Genomic DNA, 15,254 nt, shown 5'->3' on the forward strand with positions numbered 1-15,254 from the left:
CCATCGTACCCGTTCAGTAAAGTGGGAGGTTCAATGCATTTTTTCTGTCCGCTTCATCTCTTTAGATGCCCAACCATGAACCTATTTTTTGTCGATAGACAAAGCCCAGCAGGAAGAAACCAATGCCAGCAATGATCACACCATACAGCATACGTTGCGGTTGTTGTGTCGAGGTTTGAGGTATTTTCCCGCCTTTTACATCATCCATGATCTGCTCACCTGTATCGGGATCACTTACAACGGAATTGGAATCATCGTCTGGTTTGTTATCTCCTCCCTGTTGATCTACCTGAAAAGAGACAGAGTGGAACAAACCCAGTTCCTTATCATCCACACTTCCGCGAAAAACCACGACCCCGACATATTTACCGGGCTTCAGCTCCTTAAAGTCAACCGATTGTTTTAAACCTTCACGATCATCCAACACTTCTTGAGCCACCTGCTCACCATCCGGGGTAAAGATCCCAATGACCCAATCACCCTGAGCTTTTTTGCCTAACGTGATTTCACCGCTAATGGTATGTTTTTCGTCGTTGTCATCATAGTCCACGTTTAAACCCGGAACAGCCAGTGGATAGGTAAACGTTTTTGAAACATCCTGTCCAGCAACATTGCCTTCAAACCTGATTTCAATGTCATACATCTTGCCAGTTGACATTGTATCATGGAGAAGGGAATAATCCGCTGTCACTCTCCCATCCTCATGGGTAAACTCCTGATGCGCCTGATCCCCTTTTACTCCCTTGATATCAAAGCTCCACGTACCCTGAACCTTTTCCGGAACATAACCGTTTTCATCTTCCAGCTTGGCGGATACATGGGCAACCACATCTTCGATTGTTTGATCATCATATCCAAGAACTTCAAATGTATGATCTGCATTTACAGAATACTTTTTTTCGTCAACCGGCTCTTCAACCGTAAATAACGCCTCCCCTTTCGCCCCCAGAGGGCGCCGATCCCACTCTCCTTTCCATTGAACGATGACACGATATGTCCCCGCATCCTTCCAGGGAAATTCCTGCTCTGCCCCTTCGCCAATCACATTTTTCTGAACTTCGCGCATCAGGGTTTTCCCAGATTCGTGATCCTGAATGATAAAGTTCCATGTTCCCTTGACACCAGACCCAACCGAGCCATCGGGAACCATTCCGGTCAGGTTTCCGGTCACTTTCAGCCCTGTAACATTTTCATCCTTATCCTTTTGCACTTCCGGAGTGATATCAACTTGTAAGTTTTGCGGTAAAACAGGTTTTTTGGGTTTGTTTCCCTCATCCACTGGAGGAGCAGTCTGGATTTTCCCACTTGCTCCTGAACCAGATTCTTTTGAAGGACGTCTGTCCATGGACTCCTCTGCGCTCTCATAGGCCAATGTTTGAAAAGGTGAAGCCATAAAGAGCAACATAAAGAGCAATAACCAGGCAGACATTACACGTTTATTTGTCTTCACACATTTCTCCCTCCAATGGTTATTTTGCTCATATCCGCAGAATTAAGGAATGACTTTGGCGGTTTTCTTTACTTTCTCCGGAATAAAAATATCTCCTGCTTCTTCCCGGATATCCGTTTTCAGATGGAGATCTGACGAAACGCGGATATCATCTGTCTTCATTTCCGTCACAATGTGTTGATCCATTCGAATCGGTTTCAGTGTTTCCGCATCCAGTCGAATGCTTTGTTTGATACTTTTCACTTGGATGGAATTCATCCACTGCTGAAACATTTGCGTCATTTCCTCTGGCTCTTCTTCCAGAGTCGGAACATCCAATACCCATTCCGGCGGCATCATTCCCATGGACCCCATCGGTGCCACGCTCATCAATGCCATATCCTTCTGTCCTTCCCAAACTTCACGAATATACTTCTTGGTGCGGTCACCGGACAGATTTAGTTCCAGAATGTATAGGCCCTTATCCCGTTTCACCTTCATTTCCTGTGTCATGGACCTCAGCGAATGCAAGATCGCCTTGGGATCTGAGGGATCAATCTTTCCTTTTTGCGATTCTTCCGTCAACACCTTCTCCCATTGAAGACCGCCCGGAAATCGGACATATATTGCATTTTGATCGAGATAAAACTCTTCTTTTCCAAAGGCGTCATTCTTCGTGACCACATGCATGATATAAGGGGAGTATCCAACCTGTGACCGTATGTTGATTTTATAGTCCGTATCTGAATTTACATTTTCGCTTTTCACCTGGGATCGTCGGTTTCCAGTTGTATAATATTCCAGTCCCTTTGCATCCTCCAGATGAAGATAGGCTTGCTTTAAAGCTTCTTCTGATTGAATGTTCTGTTTGTGTTCATTTTCTCCTGTCAATTTGTAGACAATGACTGCGATGAAAATAACCAATATCAGACTGACTCCGATTACTGCCTTACGCAACGCCTTCACCCCTTCCCCATTCACTACATAGCTCATATTCCGTCTCCATCTGCTTCCTCCCTTATATCCCAACCCTCATACTCATCGATTATTGATTCTCAGCCAGATGTCCTATATGCTTATTGGGCACCAGTTTAAATCTCATGAGTCTTCATCGGAAGCCAAACCGTTTAAAGAACACCCCATTTCTAAATAGCCATCACAATGATGACTCCCTATAAACGTTATTCGAATAAAAATATGCTTTTTTGTCAATACTCCGTTCATTATGTAACATTTCAATGTAAAGCCCCCAAGGGAGGGCTCTCAATCCCTTGCCATAGATAGGAGAGAAAGGAGAATCACAATGAACGTTCGCATACCTGGAGAAGGAGAGGTTGTAATCCCTAACGATGAAATCAAACGATTGAAGAAGCTATTAAAAGAAGGAAAAAATGTGGGAGCATTTGACCTTCACCATGGGACAATCTCAGAGCTTGCAGCCTTAGCCCTGAATCGAGGAATTGGAAAACTGGAAGATGAATTAACCCGTGTGAAACTGGCAAAAAAACTGAACGAAATGGAAAAAGAGTCAAAACAAAACGAGTAAACCTCAGCATTATAAAACAATCAAACAGCCGTCCCCTAAGGGACAGCTGCAAAAATTGAGAGCGCTTACAAGAAAACGCTTACATTTATTTCCTTAAAAACTATCGCGGAAGGGATTGAAGGAGTTGAGCCAAATCGCCAAACCAATCTCTCATATCCCTGATGCCAATCCCGACAATATCCAGATGGTCGTAGGAATCTAGGGTCCCTAAATAGTTCCATTTTCCGATTTTTGGTTTTCCATCAAAAGAAACAATCTCATCTGTGGAACCGATTTCTGGTCCATCCATCGAGTTTGTGCTGACCAAACCGTCATTTTCCCACCAACTTTGATTAATGACAATGTCACCATTTATTCGGTTCGAACGTCCAATCACTATGGCGGGATAGTAAAACAACGGATTCATCCAAAGCTCTGGACGCTGATATCCGGTAAATGGATCTCGATACGTTTGTTCATTCCCAACCGAAAAATAGTATATATCCGGTTGAGCCGAAGTCAGACGGTTGATCTCTCTGGCTCCCTCCGGGCTCAAGTCCCATTCAGCGGTATCCTTTGTTTTTTCCCAGAAACGACTGTTGATCACCCGATTCAAATAACTGTCAAAGGACTCACCCGATTTTCGTTTCAACCCCCACTGATCCAGTTTAAAATCATAGTCAATGATGGGACGATTACCGAACACCGCCGCCATCGCTCCGATTACTTGCTGGATATAAGGGAACTTTTCACTCACTTCATATAAAAAGGGTGTTCCATCATGAGGTGTTGAAAGTGTCACCATACTGTGGACCCAAGACCGTTTTTTTTCAGCAAAAAGGGAGGAAACCTTCTTTTTCGGTGTATGTTTACGCTCTTTCGAATCTCCATGTACCAACAAATGAACCAGCATTCGGGCGGTTTGTCCACCCATGCTATGGGAGATCAGATGTACTTTTCGAACGTTGTTTGTGTGTGGGTCCACGGTTCCCCACTCCGGATACAATCCCGGATATGTGCGACCATACCGGGCATGTCCATGTTTTTCAGAATGAGCTTTCCCGTAATCCACCCGTCCCCCTTTAATCTGGGCATATAGCTCACACGCTCGATCCCAATTGCTGGAGAATGTGCCGATATCCGTTGTATAGACTTCATAGCCTTTTTTCCTCAATGACTCAGCGATACTGCGACTGCCTCCCCAATAATGAAATCCGTAAAGGGTGTCAAATCCGCCCAACCCATGTACCAAAATGATGGGATAGGTATTGTTCGGTTGCTTTTTTTCCGGTTCGACGTCAACATTGGGTTTGATCTTACGTTCTTCTTCTTTCTCAGTGGAATGTACGCTGTCAGGCAAACTGGGGGAAGAAGTAGAAGCCTCCAAGGTACCCAGTGGTAGCAGCGAAAGAACGACAACCATCCACCCCGACAACAAAGATTGCATAACGATCATGCGCCTCCTTTTTTAAATATTTAGATTTGTGTCATTTATGAGTTAATTATAACCAGAATATACAGGTATTTGAACCGAAAAAATAATATCGATTTTTTTCATAAAAAAAAAGAGGCTGATCGCCTCTGTTTCAATAGAGTGATTACTTGCATTCCGGCCAAGGTGTCTGATCCAACAGCACGTAGTGGAAGCGACTTCGTTGACCGTTTTTCCCATCCAGCTCATATAACTCCAAGACTAATGCACCATTGATCGGAACTCTTTTCAAGGGAACGACGATTGTTTCCTGAAACACTCCCCAGTCCGGTGCTCCTGTGGAAGCTGTTCCATGACCCTCAACCAACTCATAATGCCCATCACTGACCACATAATGATAGTTGGCTTCAAATACCCTCGCTTCACCACCAACCGGATATTTTACCTGAGGTTCCTGAATCTGAATCTTTCGGAAAGCATCATTTTTTTCCGCAACATCTCCAGCCCTTAAAGGGATCGTCAAACGATGCACCTCTGAACCATCCTTGGCGGATCGCTCAAACAACTCCAGTTGAAGCGTTTCCTTCAGAGCAGCTTTACATGTCGGAATTTGAATGGTCTGCTTAAAGCTTCCCCATTCCGGCCCACCTTCTGATGCCGTTCCCCAACCTTCTGCAAGAATTTTCTCCTCATCTTTTACCCGGTAGTGATAGGTTCCTTCAAAAACACGCGCTTCTCCTTCCACCACATACTCCACCCACGGATCGGACCGTTTCACATGCCGGAAGGCATCATCTTCCTCTGCGGCAAAGGCATTTGATCCTGCCGGAAACAGAGCAGTCACCAAGATAAAAACCGACATCCAGGAAATCCACGGTTTCAACTCTCTCCCTCCACTTCTTATGTAATATATGGTTATTATAACATTAAAAACCATATATCTTCTTTTTCAGTCATGATTTGTCAAGAAGTTCTCGTTTTTTCCTGTTCAAGCACGGCGCTTCCTTCTTGACGATAACGTTTAACGTAATGCAAGGAAAAGAGGAAGGAACATACCAGTGGAATTCCATGCATCAATCCAACTACAACCAATGGGCTAAACCATTCAAACAAAGGGGAACAAAGGATCATTCCCACCCCAAACCCAATCGTGTGAAAGGTGGACGCAACACCAAAAATTCTTCCACGAACACGATCCGGCTCCTGTTGAAGACGCGAATTGAAGCAGATGGAGGAAACACCATCCGATAGACCTGCGATCAAAGCAAAAGGAAGAAGGGTGTACCAACTCTCTCCCCAAAACAGAAGGATAAAAAAGCCGGACATCAGAAACGTGGAAATACCAAAAGCAATTTCGCTCCACCGTTCCCGTTCCCCACGAAACCAGCGAGACATTCCCTTAGATCCCGCCAGATTCCCAACAGCCCATACTCCCCAGATCAAACCCATGTACAGCGAAGGATTGTCAGGATCCAACTCGGCTGAAAATATGGGCATCCCCACATTATGGGAGGCAGAACCAAAGGTATCGATGAGGCGAATAAACATTAACCCCAACAGCAGTGGCAGACCCCTCATATATTGGAACATCTCTTTCGCCTCATGCCAAAAACCTGCTTTCACTCCTGAAACAGGAGTTGACTCCTCCCCTTCTTTTGTGCGAATCGGCAGCCAAAAGAGATTCAAAGCGGATAGCAAATAGGTAATTGCATCAATGATAAAAACCACTTCATAGCCGAGAATATCCAATGTCACTCCGGCAGTAACCACACCGATCACCATGGCAATAGATTGCCATGCAGTCAAAATAGCGTTGGCCCGTACCCGGTTTTCCGGACCAACAACAGTGGGAATGCTGGACTGCAGGGCTACATTAAACAGTTGACTGAACGCTCCGATCATAAAAGAGACGAAAAACAGCAAGGGTACTTTCCAGGAGGCCGGACTGACCACAAGCAGAATGAGGGCCGCACTGCGAATGGCGTCCGCTGTAATCATAAGGGTTTTCCGATTGAACCGGTCAGCCAATATTCCCGAAAAGTAACCGTTGATAAAACCACCCAACAGACGGACAGCCATGAATAAACCCATCATCCAAGCGCTTCCGGTCAAAAAATACGCATACATATTGATGGCCACCATATTTAAAAAGTTACCGATATCAGATATGCTTTTCCCCGCAGTCAACAGGTACAGATAAAAAAATGAGTTCTCCCTCTTGTCTACCTTTTTCATGAATGACCCTCCCTTTATTCACTCCCACCATCTACCTTGTTTAAGTCATGTACTCCCGACAGACAGACCGCCTCACCATGGGGTTGAGGCGGTCTATCTATCGATTCAGTTATTGACACCGGCTTCTTCCGTTTCGCCAATTTGAAAGCGGACCGTCGCTTTTGCCTGTTCGTAGATTTCCCAAAGCTCCTCCTGTGAGCTTCCCCGAACCCAACACATGATGAGAAAGACTTCTTCATCCTCCCCTTGAATGATTGACCCTTCCGGAAAAAGAAGCGTGGAGGAAATCATCCCTGGAAGCCGCTCCAGCTCTTCCAACCCTTCCACCTTTTCCAAGCGCCCGGAATCGTATGGATACAGGGTAAACATGGCGTGGGGCTCCGATATGGAGGGGGGCGCCTCCTCTAGTCGGAATGTTCCGAGAGACAAGTCCAGCATCGCTTTCACCGGATCAAAGTTGATCATCGTTTTCAGGCTTTGTGTGACCATCATTCCTCCCACCCTGGGATTGATCTCCAGCAGTTGTGGACCGTTTTTCCCATACCGGAGTTCCACATGGCAAAGGGAATAATCTACACCTGTCGCCTGGACAACAGAGACTGCATAATCCTTCATCGCTTGAATCTCTCGCTCCGTAAAACGGACCGGAGGAACCATCAGTAGATGTTCATAAACAACCCGCTCTTGCTCAGTCACCAAAACCTTGTCATGAACCAGCAAAGGGATTGCCTTCCCATCAGCCACCACTACTTCGACACTGGCTTCCCGCCCATCGATATACCCTTCCACCAGCATCGAATTCATGGGAGAAAAATGAATCTGCTTCCCTTTTTTATCCGGATAGGTATGTTCACAGGCATACATATCCTGATACGTGGTATGCGGAAGTTTACGCAAAGCCATTCGGAATTTCTCCACAAGCTCTCTGTCATTTTGACACTTAAGAACAAGCTGGGACGCTGCTCCATTTAATGGTTTCAAGATGACCGGATATCCAATGCGATGAGCATGGGCAAGAAGACTTTCTTCATCCACCGCCAATCCAAAATCCACCGTGGGCACACCCGCATGAACCAACGCATCCCTGGTCAAATATTTATTGTTGGTTCTAAACAATCCCTCTTCCGACTGGGATGCGAGTCCCCTTTCTTCAGCCAAGCGAGCCACTTGCGCCCCCAGAATCCCGTCCCGATTAAATAAACCGGCTACTGTGGCAAATCCTTTGATATTCCAGGATGTTTCAAACGATTCCACATGGACACGAAGTGTTTCCAAATCCCAACGATCCGTTTCCACTACCCGATCAAACAACTCACGGCCATGCTCTTCACGATAATCAGCCAATATCTTTTTTTCCTTATCTTGCAATGGCCGAAAGATCAGGAGGTTTCTGTATCCTCTGTCTATAGCCTGTTCGGCGACCTTTGTCAGTGTACGGAAGGCACCACTGTCCATAAAGAGAACGGCTTCCTTCACCTCAAAACCTCCTCTTCGTCATGACCATCCAAATAATGGGATACAATATACCCATTTTCGTCCACATCATGTAATGGAGGCAACTTCTCACTATCCGAAAACTTCAGATAATCCGCTGCTTTGTAGGGGGTTGTCGCTCGGATAAAACGTTCTCCATCGATCTCTACATAGTCTAACGGGTGATTGGGGCCGATTCGATGTTTGCCCACAGGAGTGACATAAACATATTGGAACGCTGTCGTTCCGGAATAGGCCGCCAGATCTTGAATGATCTGGATTCCTTTCTGAACGCTGGTCCGAAAGTGCTTGGCTCCCACCACAGGCATACAATGAAACAAATAATAGGGCACGATCCCCGTACTGAGGAATGCTTCCGCCAATTCCCGAATCGCCTGAGCGTTATCATTCACACCTTTAAGAAGGACCACCTGTCCCCGAACGGAAACCCCTCTCCGGATAAAACGCTGATACGCCTGAACCACCTGGGGTGTCAACTCATCCACATGATTGATGGACAATCCGATGGAGATATTTTTGGACAGATGGGGCTGTCCCTCATCAATCCGTTTATAACGGGCGATCATATCCGCAAGCTCTTCCGTCACAGTCTCCGGTGAAAAAAGAATATTGCGGGTTCCAATGCGAATGTTTCGAATATGAGGAATCGGAAATACTCGATCCAACACTTTTTCCAACAGCGGTGCATCTACGAAAGGGTCCCCACCGGTAATAAGAACTGTTCGAATCCGGTCATCACTTTCAATAAAACGGATGGCTTGGTCAATATTTTCATCAGACATTCGTTTTGCCTCTCCGGCCAGAGTCCGAGACTTTTTAAAGCAGTAGCGGCAATAGGCTGAACATTCAAAATACGGAGTCAAAACAGCTCTGTCTTCGTATACTCGTTCCAACCCGTAGATTCCTTGGTTGTTCTTCCCTTCCTCAAAGGGCTTATCCGTCCCGAAGTTCAGTGATTCAAAGGGGCTGGGCATAAATTGTTTTGCCACGGCATCCGAGCGCTTTACAAGGCGGGTCAACGATGGACTGATTTTGGTACGGTACTTCCCGATCACTTCCCGAACCATTTCACGTTCTGTCTTGCCAGTAGGACGATCAGACACACTGCTCATTGAAATAGTCCCCTTTCTTAGAGAAAAATGATTTAGAGCTTCGGGGGGATTGCAATCTTATTTGATGATCAATGCTTGTCCCTGATATAATCAAAGTTTCATATGTATAAAAAATAATTACTTATTAAGTATTACTTTCTTTTCATAATACTGTATGCCTGTTCGTTATTCAATATTTTTATAACAAAGAAAATTATTGTTTTTTAAAAAACATCAATCGGATACTCGCTTCCAAATATATCAAACTGTACAAAGCTCTCATTCATTATGTTATACTGTGACCAGGTCATAATTTACATTATTTTCAGACGGGTGGGGAACATGTGTTAACAAATGACTTGGATTTTCGTTTAGAACCACGTTTAAAAGCATTATATGATCAACATAAAGAGCGGGCCGATAAGATCGACTGGAGTTATCATGCATTTTTACCATGGGATAAAGGAATGGATTTCAAGCGCGTTCCTTGGGACCCCAGCCAAATCACTTTGCCTTCCGGAATCATCACCGCCGTTGAAACAGCACTGCTAACGGAGGTCAACTTACCTTGGTTTACCACCTATCTTTCCGAAACATTTAGGGGATCGTTGTCCGTGATCACAGATTTCATCCATACATGGACAGCGGAAGAGGACCAACATTCCAATCTATTGGAAACGTATCTGCTACTGACCCGCAATGTTAACCCGGATCGATTGCACCAATTGAGAAAACAAGTGCTCGAAGGTGGATTTGTCCCTGATTTCCATACCCCGATTGAAGCAATGGCGTATACCACATTACAGGAACTTGCGACGATGGTATTCTATAACAATGTAGCAAAAACTGTGGGAAAACATGACCGTGACCTGGCTACTTTGCTACGCCGTCTGGCCAAAGATGAAACGCTTCACTATGCCTTTTACAGAGACGTTATTCGTACTCACCTTGAGCTGGAACCCAATTATTGCTACCATATTGCCAATGTAATAATGAATTTTAAAATGCCCGGTGCTGTCATGCCGGATTTTGAAGACCGAATGGGTATTATATCGAAGGAAGCCAATTATGGACCCCTTCAGTACTTTGACCAGGTTTTGGATGTTGTCGTAAAATACTGGGGAATCCATGATTTACGACCCATCGCACCAATGGCAGAAAAGGCGAGAATCCAAATATTGGAGTACCATGCCAAACTAAAACGCATTCGGGATCGTTATCAGCGAAATCACGCCCAAGGTAAAAGCTGAATCCTTACATCCATGCACTCTTCCGCACGAAGCCCGCTAACAGCGGGCTTTTATCCTATTCATTCTCTTTTTAGTTATTTATTATTAATTACGATCGATAGTTTATAATTAACATATTTGTTTAACTGGGTTAGGAAATGATCCAGTACTTCATTGGATGGAAACTTACACTCCAGAAGATAGCAACCTTCACCGCTAATTTTATAGTTATTGATAATATACTCCGATTGATTTCCCAAAAACGACAAATAGGGCTGATGTTGAATATGTTTTGTATATATATTGATAAATGAATGAACAGGATAGCCTATTTTTCTTTCATTTAACTGGATTGTATACCCTTCAATAATCCCCTCTTCTTCCAACTTGATGACTCTGGATGAAGCCGCCTGTCCTGTCAAATGGACTTTCTCTCCCAATTCTTTCATGGTTATACGAGCATTTTTTGATAATTCTTCCAGTATTTTTTTGTCTGTAGCATCCAGCATTGCGACAACTCCTTTCACATTTCAAGGAAAATCCCACAAGCACTTGATTTCATCTATGTCAGCCGATATTGCTTATACTCTATACTATGAGTGAATCGTACACAAGGGAGGAACCCGCAATGAAGATTCAACTCATACGAAATGCAACATTGGTTTTGCAATATGCAGGCAGGAAGTTTTTAATTGATCCCTTCTTAGCGGAAAAAGGATCCATACCACCATTCCCCAATACACCCAATCAAGATCAATCAAACCCATTAGTCAGCTTACCTTCTTCAATCGAAGAAATCATCGATGTTGATGCGGTAATTGTTACGCATTTACATCCAGATCATTTTGACGAGGTTGCCAAAGAGGTTCTACCGAAAGATATAAAAATCTTCGCACAAAATGAACACGATGTGGAAGCCATCAAAAAGGACGGGTTTTATAACGCAGAATCCTTACACCCTGCTGCCTATATGGGAGAGATCCGACTTACCCGAACCAATGGGCAACATGGAATAGGCGAAATCACCAAGTTTACTGGAGAAGTATCCGGTGTGGTATTTCATCATCCGGATGAACAGACTCTATATGTGGCAGGAGATACCGTATGGTGCGGTGATGTTGAGGAAGCCATCCACACACATCACCCGGATGTCATTATTGTGAATGGAGGCGCAGCGCAGTTTCTGGAAGGGGGCCCGATTATCATGACGAAAGAAGACATTTATAAAACCCATCAGGCAGCCCCCCAAGCCACGATGATTGTTTGCCATATGGAAGCTTTGAACCACTGTCTGTTAACACGAGAAGAATTAAATCGCTTCATCGATGAAAACGGGATTTCCAACCATATTTTCGTCCCATCTGATGGTGAAACCTATACACTTTAAAGGAACAACACCCACAAAAGTGATCAAGGCTTTTTGTGGGTGCTGTATTTTTATTTCTCATTCATCATGGATTCCATCTTCTTTCGATGAATTCGTAAATCCCGCTTGTTTCTCTCTTTCGAGATTACACCCTGTCGCGTCAATTCCGAAAGCGTCGCGCTGACCGTCTCCCTTGTCGCCCCGATCATCGCCGCCAGATCCTGATGACTCAACCGTAGATCCAGTTCCCAATACGCTCCCTTTTGATTTCCGAAATGATGAACCAGCTTGGAAAGAAGATACAACAGACGCTTTTGGACACTGCCATATGCCAGGTTCTCCAACATTTCCTCCGCTTCCCGCAACCGTTCGGTCAATATGCCGATCAATTTAATGGCCAACTGGGGCCGTTCTTTCATAAATTCCTCAAAGTCCTTTTTGTTCAACACACATAAAAGGGTTTCTTCCATCGCCTCCACATAGGTATCCCGCGTTCCTGTGGAGAACGTCTCCACTTCCCCGAAAATGTTTCCATCTCCGAGAATCCCCAAGGTAAATTCTTTTCCTTCGCGGTTGAGTTTGTATAATCGCACTTTCCCTTTTTTCAGTAAGTACAGAGCAGGTGGAGCCTCTCCAGGGGAAGAAATGATCGTGCCCTTGGGGATTTTGGACATGGGAGCCATTCGCTCGATCTCTTTCAGATCTTCCAATGGAAGCTCTTCCATCAAGTTGATCTGAGACAGGTACCACAATTTATTCATCCTTCTCAACCTTCCGGTTATACACTTGTTGAAAATGCTTTGGATCAAACCCACGCAAAACTTCATTCCCAACCAGAATCATCGGACTGACCATCACGGGGGAATCCATCGCTTTACGGATCCCCGATTTCTCCACTTCCGACCAGAGAATTTCTTCATATGGAATTTGATGGCGTTGAAAATAGATTTTTGCACGGCGTCCCCCTGGACAGCCCGGATGAGTCAACAGTTTAATCAAGGTATCCTACCCCTTTCCTTACGGGTCTTTATTCATGATTTTATCTTATGACTGCCGAAAAACGCTGTAAGGAATGTTACAACCTCCTCTCTCATGATTGTAAGGAAGATTACAGATACCATTATCCGAAGGTGTTTTAATCATGTTAACTCTACATGGAGGTGGATAGGAAATGACGCGTCATTTCAATTGGAAAGCGGGCATCCTTGGAAGTCTGAGCGGCGGTTTGGTGTTTGGAATCATGATGGCCATGATGGGGATGCTCCCGATGGTCGCTGGATTGGTCGGTAGTCAATCATCATTGGTAGGTTTTGCGGTTCACATCATCATCAGTTTCATTTTTGGACTCACCTTTACCGTATTTGTGAGCTTCTTCAAAGGCTCCGCACTGATTCCAGGTTTGATTTTCGGATTCGTTCTCTGGGTATTGTTCCCCTTTATTTTCATGCCGATGATGATGGGAATGCCTCCCTTCCCGATCAATATGTCCAGCATGATGAGTCTCATGGGGCATCTGATTTACGGAGGAATGACCGGCGCAGTTTATGGTGCCATCCAAAAACGAACAGCCAGTTGAGTAAAAACAGACAAACGAGAAGAAAGACACTCAATGAGTGTCTTTCTTCTCATCCCCCTAGGGCCCATCCTTATAGGAATTCTTGGAAGGGTGACTGCCAAATTTATGGTATAGCCCTTTCAACCACCCCATCGATTTAACAGGTTTGTCCGTCTCCCGCTTCAAACAGATAAAATAGATAATCCGTCGGTACCCCGCTATGACCGGATTGGCGGAGCATCGCAGCGATGTTTCCACGGTGGTATGTACCGTGGTTGACGACATGCTGCACTAAATCCAACAGGTTGGTCTTCAACTTCCCATAACGTGGGTGTTCGATGGACAGTGGTTCATTCCAATTCGGTTGCTGTCGCAAAAAGGTCCGGTACCGTTCGGACAAATGTAAAAACAGGTTTTCCATATCTTCGATCCGTTTTCCTTCGACCTCATTCTCTGCTTGATCTATGATCATCATCACCTGGTTGAAGCTGTCACCGGACATCACACTTAACCAAAGGCTGTCGACAACATAGATATGGGCGAGTGCTTGGGAGATGGAAGGAAAAACACTTGGCATCTTTTGTTTGTAAAGCTCTGGCGGAAGTTCCTTTAAGTGATGGAGTAACCTCTTGTTCGACCATGCGTGATATTCATATAATTTCAACCCATGAAGTTCCACTTGATTCTTCCTTTCCGTGATTTTTGCTAATAAGATCATCCAAACGAAGTACACTCCTAGGAAAGAACAACTGAAAACGCCTTATTTGAGACCTAATCATGGAGGTGTGAATGAGGGACACGAAAGGTTCAACAACGATTCGCCTTTCTTAAATGACAAATTCCCGGATGGACACATTCCCTGCCAATGAAACCGGATTCAACCTTGAGAGTTCATCCAAAAACGCAATCTGGAAGCTTCCCACCCCCTGGTTCTCCGTCCGCTCTGCCCCCCGGAGTGCTGCCGCTCCATAAAACCCTAACCCAGCGGTTCCTGCAAGCAAGCGATCCTTTTCCACTGCAACAAAAGCGCCCAGCACCGAAGTTAAAAGACATCCCGTCCCCGTTACTTGCGTTAACAATGGATGACCACCTCTTACCATATTGCCAGACTGGCCATCAGTAATGACATCTTCCGACCCAGTCACCACAACAACCGTATTCAGCTTTTTCGCGGCGCGAACGGCTAATGCCCTCCTTTCGTCCCCCAGCTTCGTATCACCGGCATCCACTCCTTTGATTGTATGATCCTCTCCAATCAGATGAGCGATTTCGGCTGCATTTCCCCGAATCAGTGACACATCTACTTCCTGAAGAATGCGTTGAGCGGATATCGTCCGATAAGGAGTCGCTCCCGCTCCCACTGGATCAAGCAACACAGGCACACCATGCTTATTTGCTGCTTGTCCCGCAATCATCATCGACTCGACCAATTCTGCAGACAGAGTGCCCAGATTTAGCACCAATGCCCCTGCGATCCGCGCCATATCCGCTACTTCCTCACGGGCGTAGGCCATCACTGGAGATGCACCCAATGCCAACAATCCATTGGCTGTAAAGTTGGTTACGACTACATTCGTCATATTATGTACAAGTGGGCGTTCTTCCCGAAGTTTTACAATAAGAGCACTGAGGTGGTCGGCTGTCATCATCTGTTCACCTTTCTTTTTTGGCAGGACTGACGTTCATTGTTTGAGATCGCGCAAGAGAGTCTGAACCAATAATTGTAAATATTGTTCCGTTTTTACATCTATCACTTGCCCACCGGCATCCATCTTCTTTTGCACAAACGGTATGGTCATGGTGCCGTTACGAAAAACTTACAAAACTCTACAAAGAGTCTATGTTTTCTTCCTGATTCATCGTATCCCGCTTCGGCACGTACTCCCTACAACGGTTTG

Annotated in this window: 16 protein-coding genes; 4 read left to right on the forward strand and 12 right to left on the reverse strand. The window is 45.1% G+C overall.

All coding sequences use genetic code 11. From position 1 onward, the window contains the following. Nucleotides 1–61: 61 nt before the first annotated feature. Both FN782_RS11510 and FN782_RS11515 read right to left on the reverse strand, forming a co-directional pair. Complete coding sequence (locus FN782_RS11510) at nt 62–1,450, reverse strand: hypothetical protein (protein ID WP_142505953.1); 1,389 nt, start codon at nt 1,448–1,450, stop codon at nt 62–64. Nucleotides 1,451–1,492: 42 nt separating this feature from the next. Continuing rightward, nucleotides 1,493–2,422: a DUF6612 family protein gene (locus FN782_RS11515; RefSeq protein WP_142505954.1), complete on the reverse strand. Its 930-nt coding sequence runs from the start codon at nt 2,420–2,422 to the stop codon at nt 1,493–1,495. A 310-nt stretch (nt 2,423–2,732) separates the two neighbouring features. Here FN782_RS11515 and FN782_RS11520 point away from each other — a divergent pair, with 310 nt between their 5' ends. Beyond that, on the forward strand, nt 2,733–2,975 hold the full coding sequence (locus tag FN782_RS11520; protein ID WP_142505955.1) for a hypothetical protein: 243 nt from the start codon (nt 2,733–2,735) through the stop codon (nt 2,973–2,975). A gap of 100 nt (nt 2,976–3,075) precedes the next feature. Here FN782_RS11520 and FN782_RS11525 read toward each other — a convergent pair whose 3' ends face one another. From FN782_RS11525 to FN782_RS11545, 5 genes are all read right to left on the reverse strand, one after another. Beyond that, nucleotides 3,076–4,401, reverse strand: a complete 1,326-nt coding sequence (locus FN782_RS11525; protein ID WP_142505956.1) for an esterase/lipase family protein — start codon at nt 4,399–4,401, stop codon at nt 3,076–3,078. Between the two features lie 151 nt (nt 4,402–4,552). Beyond that, complete coding sequence (locus tag FN782_RS11530; RefSeq protein ID WP_185956252.1) at nt 4,553–5,269, reverse strand: Gmad2 immunoglobulin-like domain-containing protein; 717 nt, start codon at nt 5,267–5,269, stop codon at nt 4,553–4,555. 80 nt (nt 5,270–5,349) lie between these two features. Then, the gene (locus tag FN782_RS11535; RefSeq protein WP_142505958.1) at nt 5,350–6,621 is read right to left on the reverse strand and encodes an MFS transporter; all 1,272 of its coding nucleotides are present in this window, start codon (nt 6,619–6,621) and stop codon (nt 5,350–5,352) included. A gap of 105 nt (nt 6,622–6,726) precedes the next feature. After that, entirely contained in the window at nt 6,727–8,097 is a 1,371-nt protein-coding gene (locus FN782_RS11540) for an ATP-grasp domain-containing protein (RefSeq protein WP_142505959.1), read from the reverse strand. Continuing rightward, the gene (locus tag FN782_RS11545; RefSeq protein WP_142505960.1) at nt 8,094–9,227 is read right to left on the reverse strand and encodes a KamA family radical SAM protein; all 1,134 of its coding nucleotides are present in this window, start codon (nt 9,225–9,227) and stop codon (nt 8,094–8,096) included. The genes FN782_RS11540 and FN782_RS11545 overlap by 4 nt, the downstream gene beginning before the upstream one ends. A 323-nt stretch (nt 9,228–9,550) precedes the next feature. Here FN782_RS11545 and FN782_RS11550 point away from each other — a divergent pair, with 323 nt between their 5' ends. Next, nucleotides 9,551–10,456, forward strand: a complete 906-nt coding sequence (locus FN782_RS11550; RefSeq protein WP_142505961.1) for an acyl-ACP desaturase — start codon at nt 9,551–9,553, stop codon at nt 10,454–10,456. Between the two features lie 74 nt (nt 10,457–10,530). On the opposite strand, the gene FN782_RS11555 is transcribed toward FN782_RS11550, so the two are convergent. After that, nucleotides 10,531–10,944 carry an Lrp/AsnC family transcriptional regulator gene (locus FN782_RS11555; RefSeq protein ID WP_142505962.1) on the reverse strand — a complete coding sequence of 138 codons (414 nt, stop codon included), beginning with the start codon at nt 10,942–10,944 and terminating at the stop codon, nt 10,531–10,533. Nucleotides 10,945–11,063: 119 nt separating this feature from the next. Between FN782_RS11555 and FN782_RS11560 the strand changes: the two genes are divergently transcribed. Continuing rightward, the gene (locus FN782_RS11560; RefSeq protein ID WP_142505963.1) at nt 11,064–11,822 is read left to right on the forward strand and encodes an MBL fold metallo-hydrolase; all 759 of its coding nucleotides are present in this window, start codon (nt 11,064–11,066) and stop codon (nt 11,820–11,822) included. Between the two features lie 50 nt (nt 11,823–11,872). Here FN782_RS11560 and FN782_RS11565 read toward each other — a convergent pair whose 3' ends face one another. Then, nucleotides 11,873–12,562 carry a Crp/Fnr family transcriptional regulator gene (locus FN782_RS11565; protein WP_185956253.1) on the reverse strand — a complete coding sequence of 230 codons (690 nt, stop codon included), beginning with the start codon at nt 12,560–12,562 and terminating at the stop codon, nt 11,873–11,875. Continuing rightward, the gene (locus FN782_RS16890; protein ID WP_185956254.1) at nt 12,555–12,800 is read right to left on the reverse strand and encodes a thioredoxin domain-containing protein; all 246 of its coding nucleotides are present in this window, start codon (nt 12,798–12,800) and stop codon (nt 12,555–12,557) included. Before FN782_RS16890 ends, FN782_RS11565 begins: the two co-directional genes overlap by 8 nt. A 172-nt stretch (nt 12,801–12,972) precedes the next feature. On the opposite strand from FN782_RS16890, the gene FN782_RS11570 reads away from it, so the two are divergent. Continuing rightward, a complete protein-coding gene (locus FN782_RS11570) occupies nt 12,973–13,377 on the forward strand; it encodes a DUF6789 family protein (RefSeq protein WP_142505965.1) in 405 nt (134 codons plus the stop codon). 136 nt (nt 13,378–13,513) lie between these two features. Here FN782_RS11570 and FN782_RS11575 read toward each other — a convergent pair whose 3' ends face one another. Further along, nucleotides 13,514–14,074, reverse strand: coding sequence for a DinB family protein (locus FN782_RS11575; protein WP_142505966.1), 561 nt, complete (start codon nt 14,072–14,074; stop codon nt 13,514–13,516). Between the two features lie 109 nt (nt 14,075–14,183). After that, the gene (gene thiM / locus FN782_RS11580) at nt 14,184–15,002 is read right to left on the reverse strand and encodes a hydroxyethylthiazole kinase (protein WP_142505967.1); all 819 of its coding nucleotides are present in this window, start codon (nt 15,000–15,002) and stop codon (nt 14,184–14,186) included. Nucleotides 15,003–15,254: the final 252 nt, after the last annotated feature.

This window comes from Melghirimyces algeriensis, from assembly GCF_900182565.1.
In the GTDB taxonomy this organism is placed as follows: domain Bacteria; phylum Bacillota; class Bacilli; order Thermoactinomycetales; family DSM-45169; genus Melghirimyces; species Melghirimyces algeriensis.

Excerpts from the sequence above, each read along its gene's own strand:
- FN782_RS11555 (WP_142505962.1), bottom strand. The coding sequence starts at position 10,944 with ATGCTGGATGCTACAGACAAAAAAATACTGGAAGAATTATCAAAAAAT.
- FN782_RS11545 (WP_142505960.1), bottom strand. The coding sequence starts at position 9,227 with ATGAGCAGTGTGTCTGATCGTCCTACTGGCAAGACAGAACGTGAAATG.
- FN782_RS11570 (WP_142505965.1), top strand. The coding sequence starts at position 12,973 with ATGACGCGTCATTTCAATTGGAAAGCGGGCATCCTTGGAAGTCTGAGC.
- FN782_RS11560 (WP_142505963.1), top strand. The coding sequence starts at position 11,064 with ATGAAGATTCAACTCATACGAAATGCAACATTGGTTTTGCAATATGCA.
- FN782_RS11535 (WP_142505958.1), bottom strand. The coding sequence starts at position 6,621 with ATGAAAAAGGTAGACAAGAGGGAGAACTCATTTTTTTATCTGTACCTG.
- FN782_RS11565 (WP_185956253.1), bottom strand. The coding sequence starts at position 12,562 with ATGAATAAATTGTGGTACCTGTCTCAGATCAACTTGATGGAAGAGCTT.
- thiM (WP_142505967.1), bottom strand. The coding sequence starts at position 15,002 with ATGACAGCCGACCACCTCAGTGCTCTTATTGTAAAACTTCGGGAAGAA.
- FN782_RS11525 (WP_142505956.1), bottom strand. The coding sequence starts at position 4,401 with ATGCAATCTTTGTTGTCGGGGTGGATGGTTGTCGTTCTTTCGCTGCTA.
- FN782_RS11515 (WP_142505954.1), bottom strand. The coding sequence starts at position 2,422 with ATGAGCTATGTAGTGAATGGGGAAGGGGTGAAGGCGTTGCGTAAGGCA.
- FN782_RS11575 (WP_142505966.1), bottom strand. The coding sequence starts at position 14,074 with ATGATCTTATTAGCAAAAATCACGGAAAGGAAGAATCAAGTGGAACTT.
- FN782_RS11520 (WP_142505955.1), top strand. The coding sequence starts at position 2,733 with ATGAACGTTCGCATACCTGGAGAAGGAGAGGTTGTAATCCCTAACGAT.